Source organism: Serratia sp. GW822-FHT06D09, from assembly GCF_058799515.1.
In genome coordinates this window covers 48953-68328 of sequence record NZ_JBXALO010000013.1, presented here as the reverse complement: position 1 = coordinate 68328, position 19376 = coordinate 48953, and the positions used below count along the sequence as shown (strand labels likewise).

Here is a 19376-nt window from a genome sequence, read left to right as displayed (position 1 = left end):
TCCTTATTGACACTCAGTAACCGGTAGCGGCCCGCTTAAAGCAGCGGATCCAGACCACCACGAGCATCGAGTTCATATAAATCATCGCAGCCGCCGATATGTTGGCCATCGATGAAAATCTGAGGCACGGTGGTGCGCCCACTGCGCGCAATCATCGCTTCGCGTTTTTCATTATCGCCATCGATGGCGATTTCGTTAAACGCGGCGCCCTTGCTGTTCAGCAGCGCTTTAGCGCGATGGCAGAACGGGCAGGTCGCTTTGGTGTAGATATCAATGTTAGCCATGGATTACCACCTCAACTACGTTAAACAATTACTTACCGCGCACTAACGGCAGGTTTTCCCCGCTCCAGCCGGCAATCCCGTCCTTCAGCGTAGTGACGTTTTCAAAGCCCGCCTTGTGCAGGTTTTCTGCCGGCTCACGTGAAGTCGTGCCGTTGGCACACACCACGATGATTGGCTGAGCCTTGTGTTTTTCCAGCTCGCCCAGGCTGCCGCTTTTGATTTCGCTGGCGGTCAGGTTAATCGCGTTGGCCAGGTGGCCTCTGCGGAAATCATCACGGCTGCGGGTATCCACCACAACGGCATCTTCTTTATTAATCAGTCGGGTGGCTTCACCACGGGTGATCTCTTTCACCTTGGAGAAACTGCTCTTGAAGGTCATGACGATCACCGCAACCAGCAGGGCGATCCAAGCCAGGCTCAGTATGGGATGCTTGCTAACGAATTGCATAATTTCTTGCAGCATGGGGTGTAACAACTCCCGTCAGTTTAAGGAAAAAATAACTCAAGGTTCCAGAGTATACCTGCCGAGTGCAGCAAATACAGCCAATAAGCAAGTGCTAGTGCAGAAACTGCGGGCTACGCTGAGAAATTCTCTGCGCCACAGCCTAAAAGCCGCCCTTGTTGACCGCAACTTTGATCTCTCTGGGCTCTTTTTAACCGTCGGCGTTGTAAAATCGGCCGGTTTTTAGGGTGAATAGCCATCACTCCGGCATCGGGCAGATGGCTATTCACAACTTAAAATTCATAATGAGGTTAATGCAATGTCGAGCAACAAAAAACCGATGGTACTGGTGATCCTGGACGGTTACGGCCACCGTGAGGAGCAACAGGACAACGCCATTGTGAACGCCAAAACGCCGGTGATGGATCGCCTGTGGCAACAGCAGCCACACACGCTGATCGCCGCATCCGGGCTGGATGTTGGCCTGCCTGACGGTCAGATGGGCAACTCGGAAGTCGGCCACGTCAACCTGGGGGCCGGGCGCATCGTTTATCAGGATCTGACCCGGTTGGATAAAGAAATCAAAGAAGGCGATTTCTTCGCTAACCCAACGCTGACGGCAGCGGTCGATAAGGCCGTGCAGGCCGGCAAAGCAGTGCATATCATGGGGTTGCTGTCGCCGGGCGGCGTGCACAGCCACGAAGACCATATTCTGGCCATGATTGAACTGGCCGCGCAACGCGGTGCAAAAGCCGTTTATCTGCATGCCTTCCTCGACGGTCGCGATACCCCGCCACGCAGTGCTGAATCCTCCTTGCAACGCTTTAGCGATGCCTTTGCCAGCCTCGGCTGCGGGCGTATCGCATCGCTGATCGGCCGTTACTACGCCATGGACCGCGACAACCGCTGGGATCGCGTTCAACTGGCTTATGATTTACTGACCCAGGCCAAGGGCGACTTTGTCGCCGACAACGCCGTTGCTGCCCTGCAGGCCGCTTACCAGCGCGGCGAGAACGACGAGTTCGTCAAGCCGACCGTTCTCCAGACTGCCGGGGAGGCCACGGCCGAACTGCACGACGGCGACGCACTGATTTTCATGAACTTCCGCGCCGATCGCGCACGCCAGATCGTTCGTGCCTTCGTAAATGCGGATTTCGACGGTTTCCCACGCGCCAAAGTCATCAACTTTGGTGATTTCGTGATGCTGACCGAATACGCGGCCGACATCAAAGTTCCCTGCGCCTATCCGCCGGCATCGTTGAACAACACCTTCGGCGAATGGTTAATGAAGCACGACAAAACCCAGCTGCGCATTTCGGAAACCGAAAAATACGCCCACGTCACCTTCTTCTATAATGGCGGCGTTGAAGAGCCGTTTGCCGGGGAAGAACGTGTGCTGATCAACTCACCGAAGGTCGCGACCTACGATCTGCAGCCAGAAATGAGCGCCGCCGAACTGACCGACAAACTGCTGACCGCCATTAACAGCGGCAAGTACGACGCCATCATCTGCAACTATCCAAATGGCGATATGGTGGGTCATACCGGGGTTTACGACGCGGCAGTGAAAGCGGTGGAAACGCTGGACGGCTGCATCGCCCAGGTCGTCGAAGCGGTGAAAGCCGTCGACGGGCAACTGCTGATCACCGCCGACCACGGTAATGCCGAGCAAATGCGCGATCCGGCGACCGGTCAGGCGCACACCGCCCACACCAGCCTTCCGGTACCGCTGATTTACATCGGCAAGCCTGCCCGCGCAGTCAACGGCGGCAAGCTTTCGGACATCGCGCCGACCATGCTGACGCTGATGGGAATGGAAATCCCGCAAGAGATGACTGGTAAGCCGCTGTTCATCGTGGAATAATCCTTCCCTATGAGGGAAAAGGCGTTTTTTGCACTATCAAGGGTAACCCGAAGCGCAAACCCAGGCAGCCAGCCGCTGCCTGAACGCACCGCGCCAAGGAAGTTAACCACCCTGTGCGCCAGCGTATTTTACGCTGGCGTCTTGTTGTTGCCGTTAGCCAGCCAGGCGGCGGAAGACAATAAATCCCAGCTCAAAGACATCCAGCAAAGCATCGCCGAGAAAGAAAAGGCGGTTAAGCAGCAGCAGCAACAGCGCAGCTCATTGCAGGATCAGCTTAAGCAGCAAGAAAAAACCATCGCGCAGGCCAGCCGCCTGCTGCGTGACACCCAAAGCACATTGAGCCAACTGGGGAAAGATATCTCCGGCCTGAATGCCTCAATCGCCAAGCTGCAAAAGCAGCAATCCACCCAGCAGGAAATCCTCGCCAAACAGCTCGATGCCGCCTTCCGCCAGGGCCAGCACAGCGCCGTGCAATTGATCCTCAGCGGTGAAGAGAGCCAGCGTAGCGAGCGTATTTTGGCTTACTTCGGCTACCTGAACGACGCGCGTCAGCAAACCATTGAAGAACTGAAGCAAACCCGCGCCGAGCTGGCAAAGCAAAAAACCACGCTGGTGGCCAAGCAGGGCCAACAGAAATCGCTGCTAGAGGAACAACAAACGCAGCAGCAGAAGCTGGAGCAGGCACGCGGTGCACGTAAGAAAACGCTGACCGCGCTGGAAGCCTCGCTGGAAAAAGATCAGCAGCGTCTGGTGGAACTGCGCCAGAACGAAACCCGCATGCGCGACAAGATTGCCCGGGCCGAACGAGAAGCCCGTGCCCGAGCGGAACGCGAAGCGCGTGAGGCCGCCAAGGTTCGCGAGCAGGTTCGCGTCAAAGAACAGCAGGCGAAGAAAACCGGCACCAGCTATAAGCCAAGCGAAGCCGACCGCTCATTGATGGCCCGTACCGGCGGCCTTGGCAGACCGAATGGGCAGGCAATATGGCCGGTCCGCGGCCGCACGTTGCATGGTTTCGGTGAACAGCTGCAAGGTGAACTACGCTGGAAAGGCATGGTGATCTCCGCCGCCGAAGGCAGCGAAGTGAAAGCTATCGCCGACGGCCGCGTGCTGCTGGCCGATTGGCTGCAGGGCTATGGCCTGGTTGTCGTCATCGAACACGGTAAGGGTGACATGAGCCTGTACGGCTACAACCAAAGTGCACTGGTCAACGTCGGGGCACAGGTGCGCGCCGGCCAACCGATAGCCCTGGTAGGCACCAGCGGAGGCCAGGGAACGCCATCGCTCTATTTCGAAATTCGTCGCCAGGGTCAGGCCGTTAACCCACTACCGTGGTTGGGAAGATAGATTTGCGCTATAACAAAATCCGTACTGCCGTCTTGATTGGCTGTCTGCTGCAGGTCTGCGCCGCACAGGCAGGGAAACTCTCCATCGTCATCGATGACGTGGGCTATCGCCCGCACGAAGAAGGTGCGGTGCTGCAAATGCCGACGGCCATCTCCGTTGCAGTGCTGCCCAACGCCCCCCATGCCCGCTTAATGGCTACTCGCGCCCACAGTCAGGGCCGGGAAGTACTGATCCATATGCCGATGGCGCCGCTCAGTAAGCAACCGCTGGAGCGTGACACACTACAGCCTTCCATGAGCAGCGAAGAGATCCAGCGCATTATCCGCAATGCGGTCAATAATGTACCCTATGCGGTAGGTATGAATAACCACATGGGCAGCGCCATGACCTCCAGCTTGCCCGGTATGCAGAAAGTCATGCAGGCGCTCGACAGCTATCAGCTCTATTTCCTCGACAGCATGACCATCGGCAACAGCCAGGCCACCCGAGCGGCGGCCGGCACCCATGTGAAGGTGATCAAGCGTAAGGTGTTCCTGGACGATACGGCCAGCGAAGCCGATATTCGCCGCCAGTTCAACCGGGCGGTCGAATTGGCACGGCGCAACGGTTCCGCTATTGCCATTGGCCACCCGCGGCCGGCGACGGTGAAAGTGCTGCAGCAAATGCTGCCTACGCTGCCAAGCGACATCGTGCTGGTGAAACCCAGCTCGCTGCTGAACGAACCACAGGGCGGCGGTAGTGGCGGCAGCTATGTTCCACCACCGATCAAGCCGCAGAAACCGCAGCCGAAGAACCCGTTCAATGGCGGGATCAAACAGTGTAAGGTCAAGTTGCCGAAGGAAAAAGTCAACGCGGGCAAGGTCATGAGTGTGATCGGCGAAAGCGTGACCCAGTCGCCGGCCGTGACCTTCATTAAACGTCAGTGGCAACGCTGGACGGACTCAACGCCAGACAAACCTAAAGCATAAAATCAGGGCCGGAATTCCGGCCCTTTTTACTGTTAATCCCAGCTCAAAATCACTTTCCCGGACTGGCCGGAACGCATGGCATCAAAGCCCTGCTGGAATTGGTCGATCGAGAAACGGTGAGTAATGATAGGCGTCAGATCCAAACCAGACTGAATCAGCGCCGCCATCTTATACCAGGTTTCAAACATCTCACGACCGTAAATCCCTTTGATAAACAGCCCTTTGAAGATCACCTGATTCCAGTCGATCGACATATCCGACGGTGGAATACCCAGCATGGCAATACGCCCACCGTGGTTCATCGCATTGAGCAACGAACGAAACGCCGGTGGCGCACCAGACATTTCCAGCCCAACGTCAAACCCTTCGGTCATGCCCAACTCGGCCATCACGTCGTTCAGGTTTTCTTTGCTGACGTTCACCGCACGGGTCACGCCCATTTTACGCGCCAGATCCAAACGGTATTCATTGACGTCGGTAATCACCACATGGCGAGCGCCAACGTGCTTACATACCGCAGCGGCCATGATGCCAATCGGACCAGCGCCGGAAACCAGCACGTCTTCGCCCACCAAATCAAACGACAGCGCGGTGTGCACCGCATTGCCGAACGGGTCGAAGATTGACGCCAGTTCATCGGAGATATTATCCGGGATCTTGAAGGCATTGAACGCCGGGATCACCAGATACTCAGCAAACGACCCTGGACGGTTCACGCCCACACCGGTGGTGTTGCGACACAGGTGCGTGCGGCCACCCCGGCAGTTGCGGCAATGGCCGCAGGTGATATGGCCTTCGCCTGAAACGCGGTCGCCGACGTTGAACCCTTTGACTTCCTGGCCGATGGCAACCACTTCACCCACGTATTCGTGGCCGACGACCATAGGCACCGGGATGGTTTTCTGTGACCATTCATCCCAGTTATAGATATGAACATCGGTACCGCAGATCGCGGTTTTACGGATTTTAATCATGATGTCGTTATGACCCAGCTCCGGCTGAGGCACATCGGTCATCCAAATCCCTTCTTCCGCTTTCAGTTTTGACAATGCTTTCATGGTTTTACCTTATGCAATAACGCCAAGATCTTTACCGATACGAATGAACGCCGCAACAGCACGCTCAATTTGCTCCGGGGTATGATCGGCAGACATCTGGGTACGGATGCGTGCCTGGCCTTTCGGCACCACCGGATAGAAGAAACCTGTTACATAGATGCCTTCCTTGAGCAACGCATTGGCGAATTCCTGCGCCAGTTTTGCTTCACCCAACATCACCGGGATGATGGCGTGATCGGCCCCGGCCAGCTCAAAGCCCGCCGCGGTCATTTTTTCACGGAACAGGCTCGCATTGGCCCACAGGCGATCGCGCAGTGCATCGCCCTCTTCCAGCAATTCCAATACTTTGATCGACGCTGCGACAATCGCCGGCGCCAGCGAGTTGGAGAACAGATAAGGGCGCGACCGCTGACGCAGCCACTCCACAACCTCTTTCTTCGCCGCGGTATAGCCGCCTGAAGCGCCGCCCAACGCCTTGCCCAAGGTACCGGTAATGATGTCGACGCGCCCCATCACTTCGCAATACTCGTGGGTGCCACGCCCGTTGGCGCCAACGAAACCAACCGCGTGGGAGTCATCCACCATCACCAACGCCTGATATTGGTCCGCCAAATCGCACACGCCTTTCAGGTTGGCGATCACACCGTCCATTGAGAACACGCCGTCGGTGGCGATCATGATGTGCCGTGCGCCATCAGCCTTGGCCTGCTTCAGCTGTGCGGCCAATTCAGTCATATCGTTGTTGGCGTAGCGATAGCGCTTCGCCTTACACAAGCGGACACCGTCGATGATCGAAGCATGGTTCAACGCATCAGAAATAATGGCGTCTTCCGGACCCAGCAGGGTTTCGAACAGCCCCCCGTTGGCGTCAAAACAAGAGGAATACAGGATGGCGTCTTCCATCCCGAGGAAATCGGCCAGCTTTTTTTCCAGCTGTTTATGGCTATCCTGGGTGCCACAAATAAAGCGCACCGACGCCATGCCGAAACCATGGCTGTCCATACCGGCCTTGGCCGCCGCGATCATCGCCGGGTGGTTAGCCAGGCCCAGGTAGTTGTTGGCGCAGAAATTGATCACATGGCTGCCGTCGGCTACGGCGATATCAGCCTGCTGAGCGGTAGTAATAATGCGCTCTTCTTTGAACAATCCCTCGCTACGGGTGGTCTCAAGTTGTTGTTCCAACTGCTGATAAAAAGACGCGGACATTCGGTTATCTCCAGGATTGGGCTGTTTTCAACATATTTTACTGATTTGTAACCAAACTGACGAGAATCAGCGGGAGAGAATATGAAAATTGCAGCAGATATCACGGCAAAGTACTGCAGTGCTCGACATCACGGGATATTCAGAGCCCGTCCGATGTTTGCAGCGGCATGAAATGCTATTATAAGCGGCATTGAGCGTGGGACACCGTGTCCCACCGGGCAGAATAACAGGGGTAACCCAATGATTATCGTCACTGGTGGCGCCGGCATGATCGGCAGCAATATCATTAAAGCGCTGAATGACACAGGGTATCGCGATATCCTGGTGGTAGATAACCTGAAAGACGGCACCAAATTCGCCAACCTGGTCGATCTCGACATCGCCGACTATATCGACAAAGAAGATTTCATCGCCAATATCGTGGCCGGTGACGATCTGGGTGAAATCGACGCGGTTTTCCACGAAGGTGCCTGCTCGTCCACCACCGAGTGGGACGGCAAGTACATGATGGACAACAACTATCAGTACTCTAAAGATCTGCTGCACTACTGCCTGGATCGCGAAATTCCGTTCCTGTACGCCTCTTCTGCAGCCACCTACGGCGGTCGTGAAGAGTTTATCGAAGAGCGCCAGTTTGAAGAGCCGCTGAACGTTTACGGCTACTCGAAATTCCTGTTCGACCAGTACGTACGTGAAATTCTGCCTGAGGCAGACTCGCAGATCTGCGGCTTCCGTTACTTCAACGTCTACGGCCCGCGCGAAGGCCACAAGGGCGGCATGGCCAGCGTGGCATTCCACCTGAACAGCCAGATCAACCGCGGCGAGAACCCGAAACTGTTCGACGGCAGCCAGAACTTCAAGCGTGATTTCATCTACGTCGGCGACGTAGCGGCAGTGAACCTGTGGTTCTGGAAAAGCGGCGTCTCCGGCATCTTCAACTGCGGCACCGGCCGTGCGGAAACCTTCCAGGCGGTGGCCGACGCGGTAGTCGACTTCCATCAGAAAGGCGCAGTGGAAAACATCCCGTTCCCGGAAAAACTCAAAGGTCGTTATCAGGCGTTTACCCAGGCCGACCTGACCAAGCTGCGCGCCGCCGGCTATGACGCACCGTTCAAAACGGTCGCCGAAGGCGTGAAAGAGTACATGGCCTGGTTAAACCGCACCGCCTAAGCTGAAGGAACAAACGTAGGGTATGAAAATACTGGTTATCGGCCCTTCATGGGTTGGCGATATGATGATGTCGCAAAGTCTCTACCGCACCCTGAAGGCCGAGCACCCGACGGCAGAAATTGATGTGATGGCGCCGGCCTGGTGCCGTCCATTGCTGGCGCGTATGCCGGAGGTCAACCAGGCCCTGCCGATGCCGTTAGGCCACGGCGCGTTGGCACTCGGGGAGCGTCGACGTCTCGGGCATGCCCTGCGCGCTAACGTATACGATCGCGCTTATGTGCTGCCGAACTCCTTCAAATCTGCGCTGGTGCCCTTCTTTGCCCAAGTGCCACGGCGCGTTGGTTGGCGCGGAGAAATGCGCTATGGCCTGTTGAATGATATTCGCGTTCTGGACAAGGCCGCCTTCCCGCTGATGGTGCAGCGTTATGTCGCGCTAGCCTATGACAAACAATGCATTCAACGCGCAGAAGATCTGCCGCAGCCGCTACTGTGGCCGCAACTGCAGGTCAGCAACGAAGAGATTGCCGAAACTACCGCCGCCTTCAACCTGACCGATCATCGGCCGATCATCGGCTTTTGCCCCGGCGCCGAGTTCGGTCCGGCCAAACGCTGGCCGCATTATCACTATGCCGCTCTGGCACAGAAGCTGATCGATCAGGGTTATCAAATCGCCCTGTTCGGTTCCGCCAAGGATAACGAAGCGGGCGAACAGATCCGCGCTGCGCTGGATGACGACGCCCGCGGCTTTTGCATGAACCTGGCTGGGGAAACTCAGCTGGAGCAAGCGGTGATCCTGTTGGCCTCCTGTTCGGCCGTGGTCAGTAACGACTCAGGTTTGATGCACGTTGCGGCGGCGTTGAATAAACCGCTGATAGCCTTGTACGGCCCGAGCAGCCCGGACTTCACGCCGCCGCTGTCCGACAAGGCCAAAGTGATCCGCTTAATTAGCGGTTACCATAAGATACGCAAAGGCGATGCCGATCAGGGTTACCATCAAAGCCTGATCGATATTCAGCCACAGCAGGTGTTGGACGCGCTGACGCCGTTACTTACCGCCAGCGAGGAATAAGCATGCAGGTGTTGATTGTAAAAACCTCTTCCATGGGAGATGTACTCCACACGCTACCTGCGCTCACCGACGCCATGCAGGCCATTCCCGGTATTCGCTTTGATTGGGTGGTTGAGGAAAGCTTCAGCCAAATCCCCACCTGGCATCCGGCGGTGGACCGCGTGATCCCAGTGGCGATTCGCCGCTGGCGCAAAAACTGGTTTGGCAGTGAAACTCGCCAGCAACGCTGCGACTTTAAACGCGTGGTGCAGGAGCGAAATTACGACGCGGTGATCGACGCCCAGGGGCTAATCAAAAGCGCCGCGCTGATCACTCGCATCGCCAAAGGCAGCAAACACGGTCAGGACAGCAAAAGCGCCCGTGAGCCCTTCGCCAGCTGGTTCTACAACCACCGCTACGATATCGACAAACAGCAACATGCCGTTGAGCGTACGCGCGAGCTGTTTGCCAAAAGCCTGGGCTATGAAAAACCCGACAGCGTCGGCGATTACGCCATTGCGGCCCGCTTTCTCAGCCATCTGCCGGCCGATGCCGGCCAGTATCTGGTGTTTTTGCATGCTACCACTCGCGATGAGAAACACTGGCCGGAAACACACTGGCGCGATCTGATCGCGTTAACTGAGCCAACCGGTTTGAAGATCAAACTACCGTGGGGCGCAGAGCACGAGCGTCAACGCGCACTGCGTCTGGCGGAAGGTTTCCCGCACGTCGAGGTTTTACCCAAGCTCAGTCTGCAGCAGGTGGCCGAAGTGCTGGCCGGTGCGAAATGCGTGGTCTCGGTTGATACCGGCCTTAGCCACCTGACCGCCGCGCTAGACAGGCCGAATATCACGCTGTTTGGTCCCACCGATCCAGGATTGATCGGTGGTTACGGTCAGAATCAACATTCTCTGATTTCCCCAGAAAAAAGCATGGCGACGCTCTCCGCCGGTTCAGTCTGGGCCGAGTTGCAAAAGGTTATTGGATGAAAAAGCTGCACGTTATCAATTTAGGGAAGATGGGTGGCGTCGAACGCCTGTTCCTGCAGTATATCAACGACACCACCGACGGCAGTAACGAGGTGATTTGCATCAGTAGCGAGGTCGGTGAAGAGATCCGCCGGCAAATGCCTGACCAAAAAGTTACCTTTGCCAACCGGCTGGTGAACGCTTTGCCACTGCGCTGCCCGCAGTTTTTGCGCAAATACCTGCTGAAAAGTAAAATCGAAAAGGCCAATGCCGACGTGGTCATCGTTTGGGATCTGGTACCCGGTCTGGCCGCCAAACCGAAACGCGGTAAGCTGGTTTACTACGATCACGGTTGTTCATGGCGCTACCCGAAGAATCACAAAACCTTGCGTTTTCTCGCCATGCTGGACGGGGTGATATCGGCTTCATTTGCCTCAAAACGGGTGATGGAACTGCGCTTTAATTTGCCCTGTCCGAATCACGTGGTGATCAACCGACTGAAAACGCCCTCCGGTATCAGCGATAGCCTGAAACCACTCAGCAAGCCGATCAGAATAGGCACCGCCTCTCGCCTGGTCAGCCTGAAAGGCATCAGCGTGTCGTTACTGATGATGCAGGAACTGCTGCGCCGCGGGCATGATGTCACTCTGGAAATTGCAGGCAAGGGACCCGACAGGGCAGAATTTGAAGCCTTGGCGGAAAAGCTCGAGCTGGGCGACCGGGTCATCTTCAGCGGTTTTCAGGATAACGTTGCGGATTTCTTCAACCGCACACATATCTATATGAGTACGCCGATCACCGAACCCTTCGGCTTATCCTGTATGGAAGCGTTGTATTTCGGCGTGCCGGTCATATTCCCGCAGGTCGATGGTCAGCCAGAGGTGATCAAAGATGGGCACTGCGGTATTGGCTTGCTCCCCTCGGTAACGATTGAAGAACATCAACGGCTAACGGGTATCAAGGTGGATTTCCCTCACGATGTCTATGATCCGCTCAGCGATACCTTGGTCATGCCGAAACTGCTGTCACATCTTGAGTGCGCAGATGCAGTGGAAAAGCTGATAGTGCCGGAAACATATCAAAGTATGAGTCAAAATGCGCAGCGTTACCCGGTTGAACATTTCAGCTACGCTATGTTCAAAACAGAATTTGACGACGCGCTGAAATCATTTACTGCTTAACATTAATGCGAGCCGGAAACCCAGCCCCATGCAACTACTCAAAGAAACCACACCGCACCCTGTCTTCAGTTATCTGATCTATCTGGGATGCGCTATCGCGTTTTGTACTATCCCCTTCGGTTCCGACACCGGGCGCAATCTTTTTTATGTCGCCAGCTATATCTCATTTATCGCCGTGTGTTTAAACCTGAAGTATTACTTTAAAAACAAAAAAAACCTTATCGTACCCGTTCTGTTTTTCTGCGTAGGCATGGGGAGCATTTTCTGGTTGCAGCACTTTAAACAACCGGGCGATTACATCAATATTTACCGCTCATACATGTCGACCGGCAAGTTGCAGATCGCCACCGCCTTTATTCTGCTGATTGCGTTAAATGAACGCCTTTGCATGCAACGCGCCTTTATTGTTATTGCGTTGGTGACGGGTATTGCGGTCAACGGTTATTCCCTTTATCAGGGCTTGTGGCTGGATATTGGCCGCGTAGAGATTAACTTCGATCGCGCTACCGTTGCCGCCTATTTGATTACCGCCATCAATCTGGTCATGCTGCAGGCAATTCTGATGCTGCGAACGAAATACCGCATTCCGCTCTATATCATCGGCTTTCTGGTCACCTTATCCACGCTGGTGCTGACCGGCACCCGAGCGGCAATGCTGGTCTACCCGGTCGCGGTAGGCCTGTCGATACTGGCGACGAAAAACCTGATTTCCCATAAGCACAAAATCCTGCTGATAGCTTCAGTACCTTTATTGTTGGTCGCCTGCGGGTTCATCTTTAAACCACAAATTGAACAGCGTATTGCCGATTTTAAAACCAACATGCAGCAAGCGAATAATCCAGAAATCGACAATTCCATTATGTCACGCCTTACGATGCAAATAATCGGGGTGCGTACCGGAAACCTGGCCCCGTTGGGACAATCGGCAGAACAGCGCGGAGAGGAAATCAAAGCTATAGTTGCCAAGCAGCCCGAACTGTATGGCGTAATGCCTTATATCAATGTTCATATGCACAATGAGCTGCTGGAAACCTACTCGCTCAAAGGCGTCTGGGGGGCCCTGTTTTTACTGGCGCTGTACATCGGCTTATTTGTTTCCTCATTAAAGCCTCACCGCAATGCACTGTTGCTGGGTGTGACCTTCAGCCTGTTTGTTTATGGGCTCAGTGACGTCATATTCTTTAGCACTGAAGGTACGGCGATTTTTTGCCTGGCGATCGTTGCCAGCGTGCTTTCAGTGAAAAAAACGTCGGTCGCTCAGGATTAACCTCATGAACTCATCGCCGCCTCTGCTCAGCGTTATCGTGCCATTTTACAACAACGAAAATTTCGTCGTTGCCAGCCTGAGCTCGCTGTTTAACCAGATCGGCGATGATATCGAGGTGGTCATCATTGATGACGGCTCGACCGACAATTCCGCCTCGCTGGTGCGCCAACTGTTAGCCGAACGCCGGCATCCCCAGGTGGTCTTTATTTCGCAAGAAAATAGCGGTATCGCCCACGCCCGCAACGTCGGCTTGCAGCTGGCTACCGGGCGCTATGTCACCTTCCTCGACGGCGACGACTTGCTGAGCAGCGACTATCTGGCCATTCTGCGGCCATTGCTGCTGGCAAACGAAGACGACCTGATCGATTTTAATTATCAGAAGTTTGCTGACAGTCCGCCGGTACAGCCTGTTGGCACCGCGATCCGCAGCAGCACTTATGACTTTGCTGGCCAGGGCCTGGCCTGTCTCACCCCGTTATTTTCCCACTCAATGTGGCACCTGTGGAGCCGTGTCTATCGACGCTCATTGTTGGAAGGTGACCGATTCGAAGACGGTCGACGCTATGAAGATGTCATTTTCACGCCTTTTCAATATTTCAAGACGCGCAAAATTGCGCATCTCGACCACGTGCTCTATTTCTATCGAGATAACAGTCAGGGGATCACCCGCAATATCAAACCCAAGGATATTGAGGACATGCTTTTTGCGACGGGGAAAATGTTGAGTTTTGTCGAACAGCACCGAGATGACGAGCCACTGCGCCAGCTGGCGGCTCTGATGCTCGGGAACTGTTTTTCAGAAATCAGAGCGATGTCAAAAGCGCAGTACGGTTACTATCACTATGAGCCGGAAACACTACGTGCCTTCAAACGCCTGACTGAAGTCTGCAGCAACAGCGGCGTACCGCGAAAAAAGATCCGGCAAATGCGGTACGCACGTGTGGACACCTGGCTGTCAAAAATGCGCTGGCAACTGAAAAAGCGCTAACTCACTCTTTATTCAGCGATAAATGATCCACCACCTCAGCGTAAATACGCTGTGGTTGGATCACGCCCATCGGGCTTTCAGCCTCCAGCGGCATAGTATAGCCGGTACGGGAAACCTGAATGATCCGATGCAGCTCCGGATCCTGAATCGGTCCGGTAGAACGCGAATCCGCGGTGACAAACAGGCTGATGGTTTTTACCTTCAGCGCCACGGCTAAATGCAGTGGGCCGGTATCGCCGGTAACCAACACATGGAAGCTGTCGATCAGCGTCAGCAACGTCTGCAGCCCCGTTTTGCCGATGCGGTTGTCTACACACTCCCGGGTTTGAGGGCTAACCTGGCTCAGAAACTGCTGCGCTTTCCCTTCGTCGAAAGGCCCGCCAATCAGTACGATGCGCACATTGGCATGCTTGGCCACCAGCTCATCGGCCAACCGGGCAAAATGCGATACCGGCCAACAGCGCGATTCGGTAGACGCGCCCAACTGAAAGCCTATCGTACAGTGCTCGCTGCTTTTGACGCCCGGTTGATACGGCGCGGGAATTTCCATGGTGGGATCGTCGCTGCGGCAACCCAAAATGGAAATCAGCTCCAACTTGCGGCGAATAAAATGGCCGTAGTAATGGAAGATATAGTTGGTCAACCAAGGTTCCAGCCCACAAATTCCGGAGCTGTAGTTATCCCGGATAATGTATTTAGCCCCGGATAAGACGGCGCTGATAATGTCGTACGGCAGATGTGAGTGCAGGATCAGCGCCAAATCCGGCTGATGTTCGCGCAGCGATTTCAACAGCGGACGTAGACTTTTGATTTTGCTGTCCCAATACACCACGCGATCGTAGTAGCGGCCGTTTTCCACCAGCTCCTGATTCTTCTTGTGAACCACCAGAGTAATATGCGCGTTCGGATAGCGTTCACGCATCGCCCGCAGCGCAGGCGTGTTAAACATAAAGTCGCCCAACGCCGTCGTGGAATAGATGACGATATTGTCAAATTGAAGCCGACTGTCGAAAGTCGCCTTATCCTGGAAACGGCCGGACTTTGCGGTATAACGTCGCAAAAACCAATCCGCGACCTTAATTTTCCATTTTTTCGACATCTCAGTTCACTTTAAGTTGATAATACTCGGCCAGCGTCATGCCAACCGTACGCTGCTGCAGCCAGGCGAACAGCTGCTCTAAATCACGGTACAACACTTCAATATCCTGTTCGGTCTTAAAGGTTGGGCTGCCACCCGGCATAAACTCGGAAGAGTGGAGCATAAATTCCACGTAATCATGCCCCTGCGCCAAACAACGCTCAGCCACAAGCTTCATTTTTTCCAGGTTGCCGCCGCTTGGGCGCAGCCAGTTAACCGACGGCGAACGTTGTTTGCCACGCAGCCGATCGTAACCCTGCTTCAGCGTATTCATCAGCGCAGAATGCTTATATTGAATGCTCATCGGCACTTCCAGCAGCGACGACGCGCCCGCTTTGGCGATATTTTCCGGATCGATAAAATAGGCCTGCGATGGGAAATGGCGATAGTCCGTGCCGCCGTTACCCTGCGGGTTGCCCGGTGAGTACTGCCAGTTAACGCGCGGCGTAACCGAGCAATCCACCTGATAACCATACTCCAGCAGCAAGGCGGCATAGTATTCGTTAAACGCCCAACGCCCGGCGCGATGGCTGAGCATTTTTGTCTGGAAGCTGTCTTCCAACAGTTTGGTCATGTGATCGACCTTGGCGCGGATTTGCTCGGCCGGGTATTCGATCAGATAGGGTTTGTGTCGCCAGTCGTCTTCGGTCAACGGCGTCAGCGGCGGGCTGTTCCAGGCATGCAGATGCATTCCCACTTCGCCGGTACCGCGGGCAATCACATCGCGAGCGAACTCGACATATTCTGCATCCATCGCCATTTCATAGTTGGTGAGGTACACCGGCTTAAAGCCATATTTCTCACACAGCGCCTGAAAGCGCGGCAAAAAGCGCGTGTTATCGGTCGAAATGCGATCGTGGTTTTGCCACAGATTGTCGCCTTCGGTATCAATGGTGATGAGAAATGCCGGTTTGGTCATAAATATCGGGCCTGATATCAACAGAATGCATTATGTTACGCAGGGCGTTTCGCCAGGGCAAACGACTTTAGTGCCTGGTTTTGACAACGTTGAAGGCATTTTGTCACTTCCCAAGGCGATTTTTTCTCTTCACGGCAAGAAAACCGTGCAACAGTAGCCACATGCGATCGGGTCATTTAGAATCAAAGATTGGTTTCCCTGAAAGCGACTCATGATGAACGACGCGCCAGCCCTTGCTCCTGATACCTCGATACAGCGTATTTTGATCGTTAAACTTCGCCACCACGGCGACATGTTGCTGATCACGCCGGTCATCAATACCCTGCAGCAAAACTACCCGCAGGCGCAGATCGACGTACTGCTGTATAAAGAAACCCAGGAAATGCTGGTCAGCCATCCGGCCTTGTCGAACGTCTTCGTGATCGATCGTCAATGGAAAAAACAGGGTACGAAAGCGCACCTGAGTCATGAACTGAATCTGATCCGACAGCTTAAGGCCCGGCATTACGATCTGGTGGTCAACCTGGCCGATCAGTGGCGCAGCGCTATTCTCGCCCGGCTGACCGGTGCACGTATCCGGCTGGGGTTCGATTTCCCGAAGCGTCAGGGCTTCTTATGGCGGCACTGCCACACGCATTTGGTACCGGTCAGCGATCATGCCCGGTTGCACACCGTTGAACAAAACCTGTCGCTGTTACAGCCGCTTGGCCTGCCAGGCGTCAGTCAGCAGGTCACCATGAGCTATCCATCGCAGGACTGGCAAGCCTGCGAGCAACTGTTGCAGCAACAGGGCATTACCGGCGATTACATTGTGGTGCAACCCACTTCCCGCTGGTTCTTCAAATGCTGGAGCGAAGAAAAAATGGCCGCCACCATCAGCGCGTTGCAGGCCGACGGTCACTCATTGGTGATCACCTCTGGCCCGGATCCAAAAGAACGCGAAATGGTGGCGCGCATTCTGGCGCTCTGTCCGCCACAGGGCGTAGTGTCCCTGGCTGGGCAACTGACGCTGCGGCAACTGGCCGCCCTGATCGACCACGCAAAACTGTTTATCGGCGTAGATTCTGTGCCTATGCACATGGCCGCCGCGCTGCAGACCCCTTGCGTCGCGCTGTTTGGCCCTTCCAAGCTGGTGTTCTGGCGTCCATGGCAGGTCATTGGCCATGTGATATGGGCCGGTGATTATGGCACCTTGCCCGATCCAGACGCCATTGATACCGGCACCGATGAACGTTATCTGGACCTTATTCCTACAGACGCGGTGATTGCAGCCGCGCGGAGCACGCTGGCATGAAAGCATTTCGTTTGGCGATCGTTCGCCAAAAATACCGCCCGGACGGTGGAGCTGAGCGTTTCGTCTCACGCGCCCTGGAGGCGCTGGAACAGCAGGACCTGGATCTTAACGTCATCACCCGCGAATGGCAGGGTGATGCCAACCCGAACTGGCACATTCACCTGTGCAATCCGCTGAAATTTGGCCGCATCAGCCGTGAACGCGGCTTTGCCGACGCGGCCAGAGCCCTGTGGCAAAAGGAACGCTTCGATTTGGTGCAAAGCCATGAGCGGATTCCGGGCTGCGATATTTATCGCGCCGGCGATGGCGTGCATCGCCGCTGGTTATTGCAGCGGGCGCGCCTGCTGCCGGAATGGCGCCGCAAGTGGCTGTTCTCCAACCGCTACCACCGCTACGTTATGTGTGCGGAACGGGCGATGTACGCCGCTCCGGAGCTGAAAGCGGTCATCTGCAACGCCGAAATGATTAAACAGGAAATCATCGATGATTTCGGCGTTCCCGCCGATAAAATTACGGTGATCTACAACGCCATTGATAATCAAAAATTTCTGCCCGCCAATGCCGAACAGCGACAGCAGCTACGTCAGCAATACCAGATCCCGCAACAGGCGCACTGCCTGATTTTTGTCGGCTCAGGTTTTGAACGCAAAGGGCTGGCCGCCGCCATTCGCGCCGTCGCAGCCACCGACAGCTATCTGCTGGTGGTAGGCAAGGATAAGGCCGAAAAACGCTATCAGGCGCTGGCGCAGTCGCTCGGTTGCAGCGAACGGGTGCGGTTTATGGGAGTGCAGAAACAAACGCTGCCCTTCTACCAGGCCGCCGATGCGCTGTTATTACCGACGTTGTACGACCCGTTCCCCAATGTGATTCTGGAAGCCATGTCCTGTGGCCTTCCGGTGATCACCAGCACCACCTGTGGCGGTGCCGAGTTTATCACTCAGGGGCAAAATGGGTTTGTGACCGATGCCCTCGACGTACCGGCGCTGATCGAGGCGATCACCGCGTTGCCACGTCAGGCTCAGGGTTCCACCATGGGTGAAGCCGCAAGATTACGTATCATGTCGGCTACCCCGGCACACCTGTCGGAACAGCTGATATCCCTTTATAACCGGCTGCTGGATTAACTATGCGTATTCTGATGATTATCGACGGCCTGCCCGGCGGCGGCGCAGAAAAAGTGGTGCTGACGCTGTGCCAGGGCATGCAGCAAATGGGCAATGACGTCAGCCTGATTTCATTGCGCGATGTCTGTAACTACCCTATCCCTACCGGCATTCACTACCAGGTGGTGGCGGACAGCAGCCGTTCGCCATGGCGTAAACTGACCGAGCTGTCTCGCCGCGCCGCCGCGTTGGACAAGGCCATCGCAGATAACGAACGCCAACAGGGCACCTATGATCTGGTGTTCTCCAACCTGCATAAAACCGATCGCATCGTCAGCCGCAGCAAACTGCTCTCGTCAGATCGCCTGTGGTTTTGCATTCACGGCATCCTTTCAACCTCTTATCTGGGCCACCGCAAGGGGCTGGATCGCTGGTTGAAACAGCGAAAAATCGCGGCGGTTTACCAAGGCAGAAATATCGTTGCGGTATCAAAGGCCGTCGGGGACGATTTACAGCGGAACCTGCCGATCCAGCCAAGCAGACTGGAAGTGATCAATAATCCGTTCGACATTGCCAGCATCGAGCAGCAGGCGGCAGAGCCCTGCGAGTTGGCGGGCAAAGATTACCTGGTGCACGTTGGGCGTTTTCATCCGCACAAACGGCACGATCGCCTGCTGAAAGCCTATGCCCAATCGGGTATACAGGCGCCGTTGGCGCTGATCGGCACCGGCAGCGAATCCCATATCGCACAGGTGAAGCAACTGGCGAACCAGTTGGGCATTGCCGAGCGCGTGCTGTTTCTCGGCTTCCAGGCCAATCCCTACCCGTTTATTCGCCACGCATCCCTGCTGGTGCTGAGCTCCGACAGTGAGGGCTTTGGCAACGTACTGGTTGAAGCGCTGCTGTGCGATACGCCGGTGGTCAGCACCCGTTGCCCGGGCGGTCCTGCGGAAATTCTGGAAAAAGCGGGAATGGAAAACGCATTGGCGGAGCTCAATGAAAAATCGCTGGCGGAAAAAATGGCGGAAATGTATGCCTCGCCCCCGGAGATTAATCACCAACAGCTGCTGAGCTATGGGTTACAGCCTATTTGTCAGCAATATTTATCGCTCAAAAAATAATTAAGGCAGGGGA

18 protein-coding genes are annotated in these 19376 nt (G+C 55.3%); 12 read left to right on the top strand and 6 right to left on the bottom strand.

Annotated features, from left to right (window positions below):
- Positions 1 to 35: 35 nt before the first annotated feature.
- Positions 36 to 284 (bottom strand): glutaredoxin 3, encoded by a 249-nt coding sequence (gene grxC / locus AC1RKG_RS22585; RefSeq protein WP_012147490.1) that lies wholly within the window; start codon positions 282 to 284, stop codon positions 36 to 38.
- 28 nt (positions 285 to 312) lie between these two features.
- Entirely contained in the window at positions 313 to 747 is a 435-nt protein-coding gene (locus tag AC1RKG_RS22580; RefSeq protein WP_020837580.1) for a rhodanese-like domain-containing protein, read from the bottom strand.
- Positions 748 to 1045: 298 nt separating this feature from the next.
- Between AC1RKG_RS22580 and gpmM the strand changes: the two genes are divergently transcribed.
- From gpmM to AC1RKG_RS22565, 3 genes are read left to right on the top strand one after another with little or no spacing between them, the layout of a single operon-like run.
- Complete coding sequence (gene gpmM / locus AC1RKG_RS22575) at positions 1046 to 2590, top strand: 2,3-bisphosphoglycerate-independent phosphoglycerate mutase (RefSeq protein WP_493183747.1); 1545 nt, start codon at positions 1046 to 1048, stop codon at positions 2588 to 2590.
- Between the two features lie 9 nt (positions 2591 to 2599).
- Complete coding sequence (envC, locus tag AC1RKG_RS22570) at positions 2600 to 3934, top strand: murein hydrolase activator EnvC (protein WP_493183746.1); 1335 nt, start codon at positions 2600 to 2602, stop codon at positions 3932 to 3934.
- Positions 3935 to 3936: 2 nt separating this feature from the next.
- The gene (locus tag AC1RKG_RS22565) at positions 3937 to 4902 is read left to right on the top strand and encodes a divergent polysaccharide deacetylase family protein (protein ID WP_493183745.1); all 966 of its coding nucleotides are present in this window, start codon (positions 3937 to 3939) and stop codon (positions 4900 to 4902) included.
- Positions 4903 to 4934: 32 nt separating this feature from the next.
- Here AC1RKG_RS22565 and tdh read toward each other — a convergent pair whose 3' ends face one another.
- The gene (tdh, locus tag AC1RKG_RS22560; protein ID WP_044554904.1) at positions 4935 to 5960 is read right to left on the bottom strand and encodes an L-threonine 3-dehydrogenase; all 1026 of its coding nucleotides are present in this window, start codon (positions 5958 to 5960) and stop codon (positions 4935 to 4937) included.
- 9 nt (positions 5961 to 5969) lie between these two features.
- Positions 5970 to 7166 carry a glycine C-acetyltransferase gene (gene kbl, locus AC1RKG_RS22555; RefSeq protein ID WP_046374879.1) on the bottom strand — a complete coding sequence of 399 codons (1197 nt, stop codon included), beginning with the start codon at positions 7164 to 7166 and terminating at the stop codon, positions 5970 to 5972.
- Between the two features lie 240 nt (positions 7167 to 7406).
- Here kbl and rfaD point away from each other — a divergent pair, with 240 nt between their 5' ends.
- From rfaD to AC1RKG_RS22525, 6 genes are read left to right on the top strand one after another with little or no spacing between them, the layout of a single operon-like run.
- Complete coding sequence (gene rfaD, locus AC1RKG_RS22550; protein ID WP_128865466.1) at positions 7407 to 8336, top strand: ADP-glyceromanno-heptose 6-epimerase; 930 nt, start codon at positions 7407 to 7409, stop codon at positions 8334 to 8336.
- Between the two features lie 22 nt (positions 8337 to 8358).
- Positions 8359 to 9405 carry an ADP-heptose--LPS heptosyltransferase RfaF gene (rfaF, locus tag AC1RKG_RS22545; protein WP_493183744.1) on the top strand — a complete coding sequence of 349 codons (1047 nt, stop codon included), beginning with the start codon at positions 8359 to 8361 and terminating at the stop codon, positions 9403 to 9405.
- A gap of 2 nt (positions 9406 to 9407) precedes the next feature.
- A complete protein-coding gene (gene rfaC / locus AC1RKG_RS22540; protein ID WP_020837592.1) occupies positions 9408 to 10373 on the top strand; it encodes a lipopolysaccharide heptosyltransferase RfaC in 966 nt (321 codons plus the stop codon).
- Positions 10370 to 11533: a glycosyltransferase gene (locus tag AC1RKG_RS22535; RefSeq protein ID WP_130016863.1), complete on the top strand. Its 1164-nt coding sequence runs from the start codon at positions 10370 to 10372 to the stop codon at positions 11531 to 11533. Before rfaC ends, AC1RKG_RS22535 begins: the two co-directional genes overlap by 4 nt.
- Positions 11534 to 11561: 28 nt before the next feature.
- Positions 11562 to 12800 carry an O-antigen ligase family protein gene (locus AC1RKG_RS22530; protein ID WP_122080462.1) on the top strand — a complete coding sequence of 413 codons (1239 nt, stop codon included), beginning with the start codon at positions 11562 to 11564 and terminating at the stop codon, positions 12798 to 12800.
- Between the two features lie 4 nt (positions 12801 to 12804).
- A complete protein-coding gene (locus tag AC1RKG_RS22525; RefSeq protein WP_493183743.1) occupies positions 12805 to 13788 on the top strand; it encodes a glycosyltransferase family 2 protein in 984 nt (327 codons plus the stop codon).
- Position 13789: 1 nt separating this feature from the next.
- On the opposite strand, the gene AC1RKG_RS22520 is transcribed toward AC1RKG_RS22525, so the two are convergent.
- Both AC1RKG_RS22520 and AC1RKG_RS22515 read right to left on the bottom strand, forming a co-directional pair.
- Positions 13790 to 14887 (bottom strand): glycosyltransferase family 9 protein, encoded by a 1098-nt coding sequence (locus AC1RKG_RS22520; protein WP_142816212.1) that lies wholly within the window; start codon positions 14885 to 14887, stop codon positions 13790 to 13792.
- A gap of 1 nt (position 14888) precedes the next feature.
- Positions 14889 to 15845: a polysaccharide deacetylase family protein gene (locus AC1RKG_RS22515; RefSeq protein WP_493183742.1), complete on the bottom strand. Its 957-nt coding sequence runs from the start codon at positions 15843 to 15845 to the stop codon at positions 14889 to 14891.
- A gap of 211 nt (positions 15846 to 16056) precedes the next feature.
- On the opposite strand from AC1RKG_RS22515, the gene rfaQ reads away from it, so the two are divergent.
- Genes rfaQ through AC1RKG_RS22500 form a run of 3 tightly spaced genes read left to right on the top strand, consistent with a single transcriptional unit; the run spans position 16057 to position 19363 of the window.
- Positions 16057 to 17139 (top strand): putative lipopolysaccharide heptosyltransferase III, encoded by a 1083-nt coding sequence (rfaQ, locus tag AC1RKG_RS22510; protein WP_122080466.1) that lies wholly within the window; start codon positions 16057 to 16059, stop codon positions 17137 to 17139.
- Positions 17136 to 18263, top strand: a complete 1128-nt coding sequence (locus tag AC1RKG_RS22505) for a glycosyltransferase family 4 protein (protein ID WP_122080467.1) — start codon at positions 17136 to 17138, stop codon at positions 18261 to 18263. Before rfaQ ends, AC1RKG_RS22505 begins: the two co-directional genes overlap by 4 nt.
- A gap of 2 nt (positions 18264 to 18265) precedes the next feature.
- Positions 18266 to 19363: a glycosyltransferase gene (locus AC1RKG_RS22500; RefSeq protein ID WP_493183741.1), complete on the top strand. Its 1098-nt coding sequence runs from the start codon at positions 18266 to 18268 to the stop codon at positions 19361 to 19363.
- Positions 19364 to 19376 lie beyond the last annotated feature (13 nt).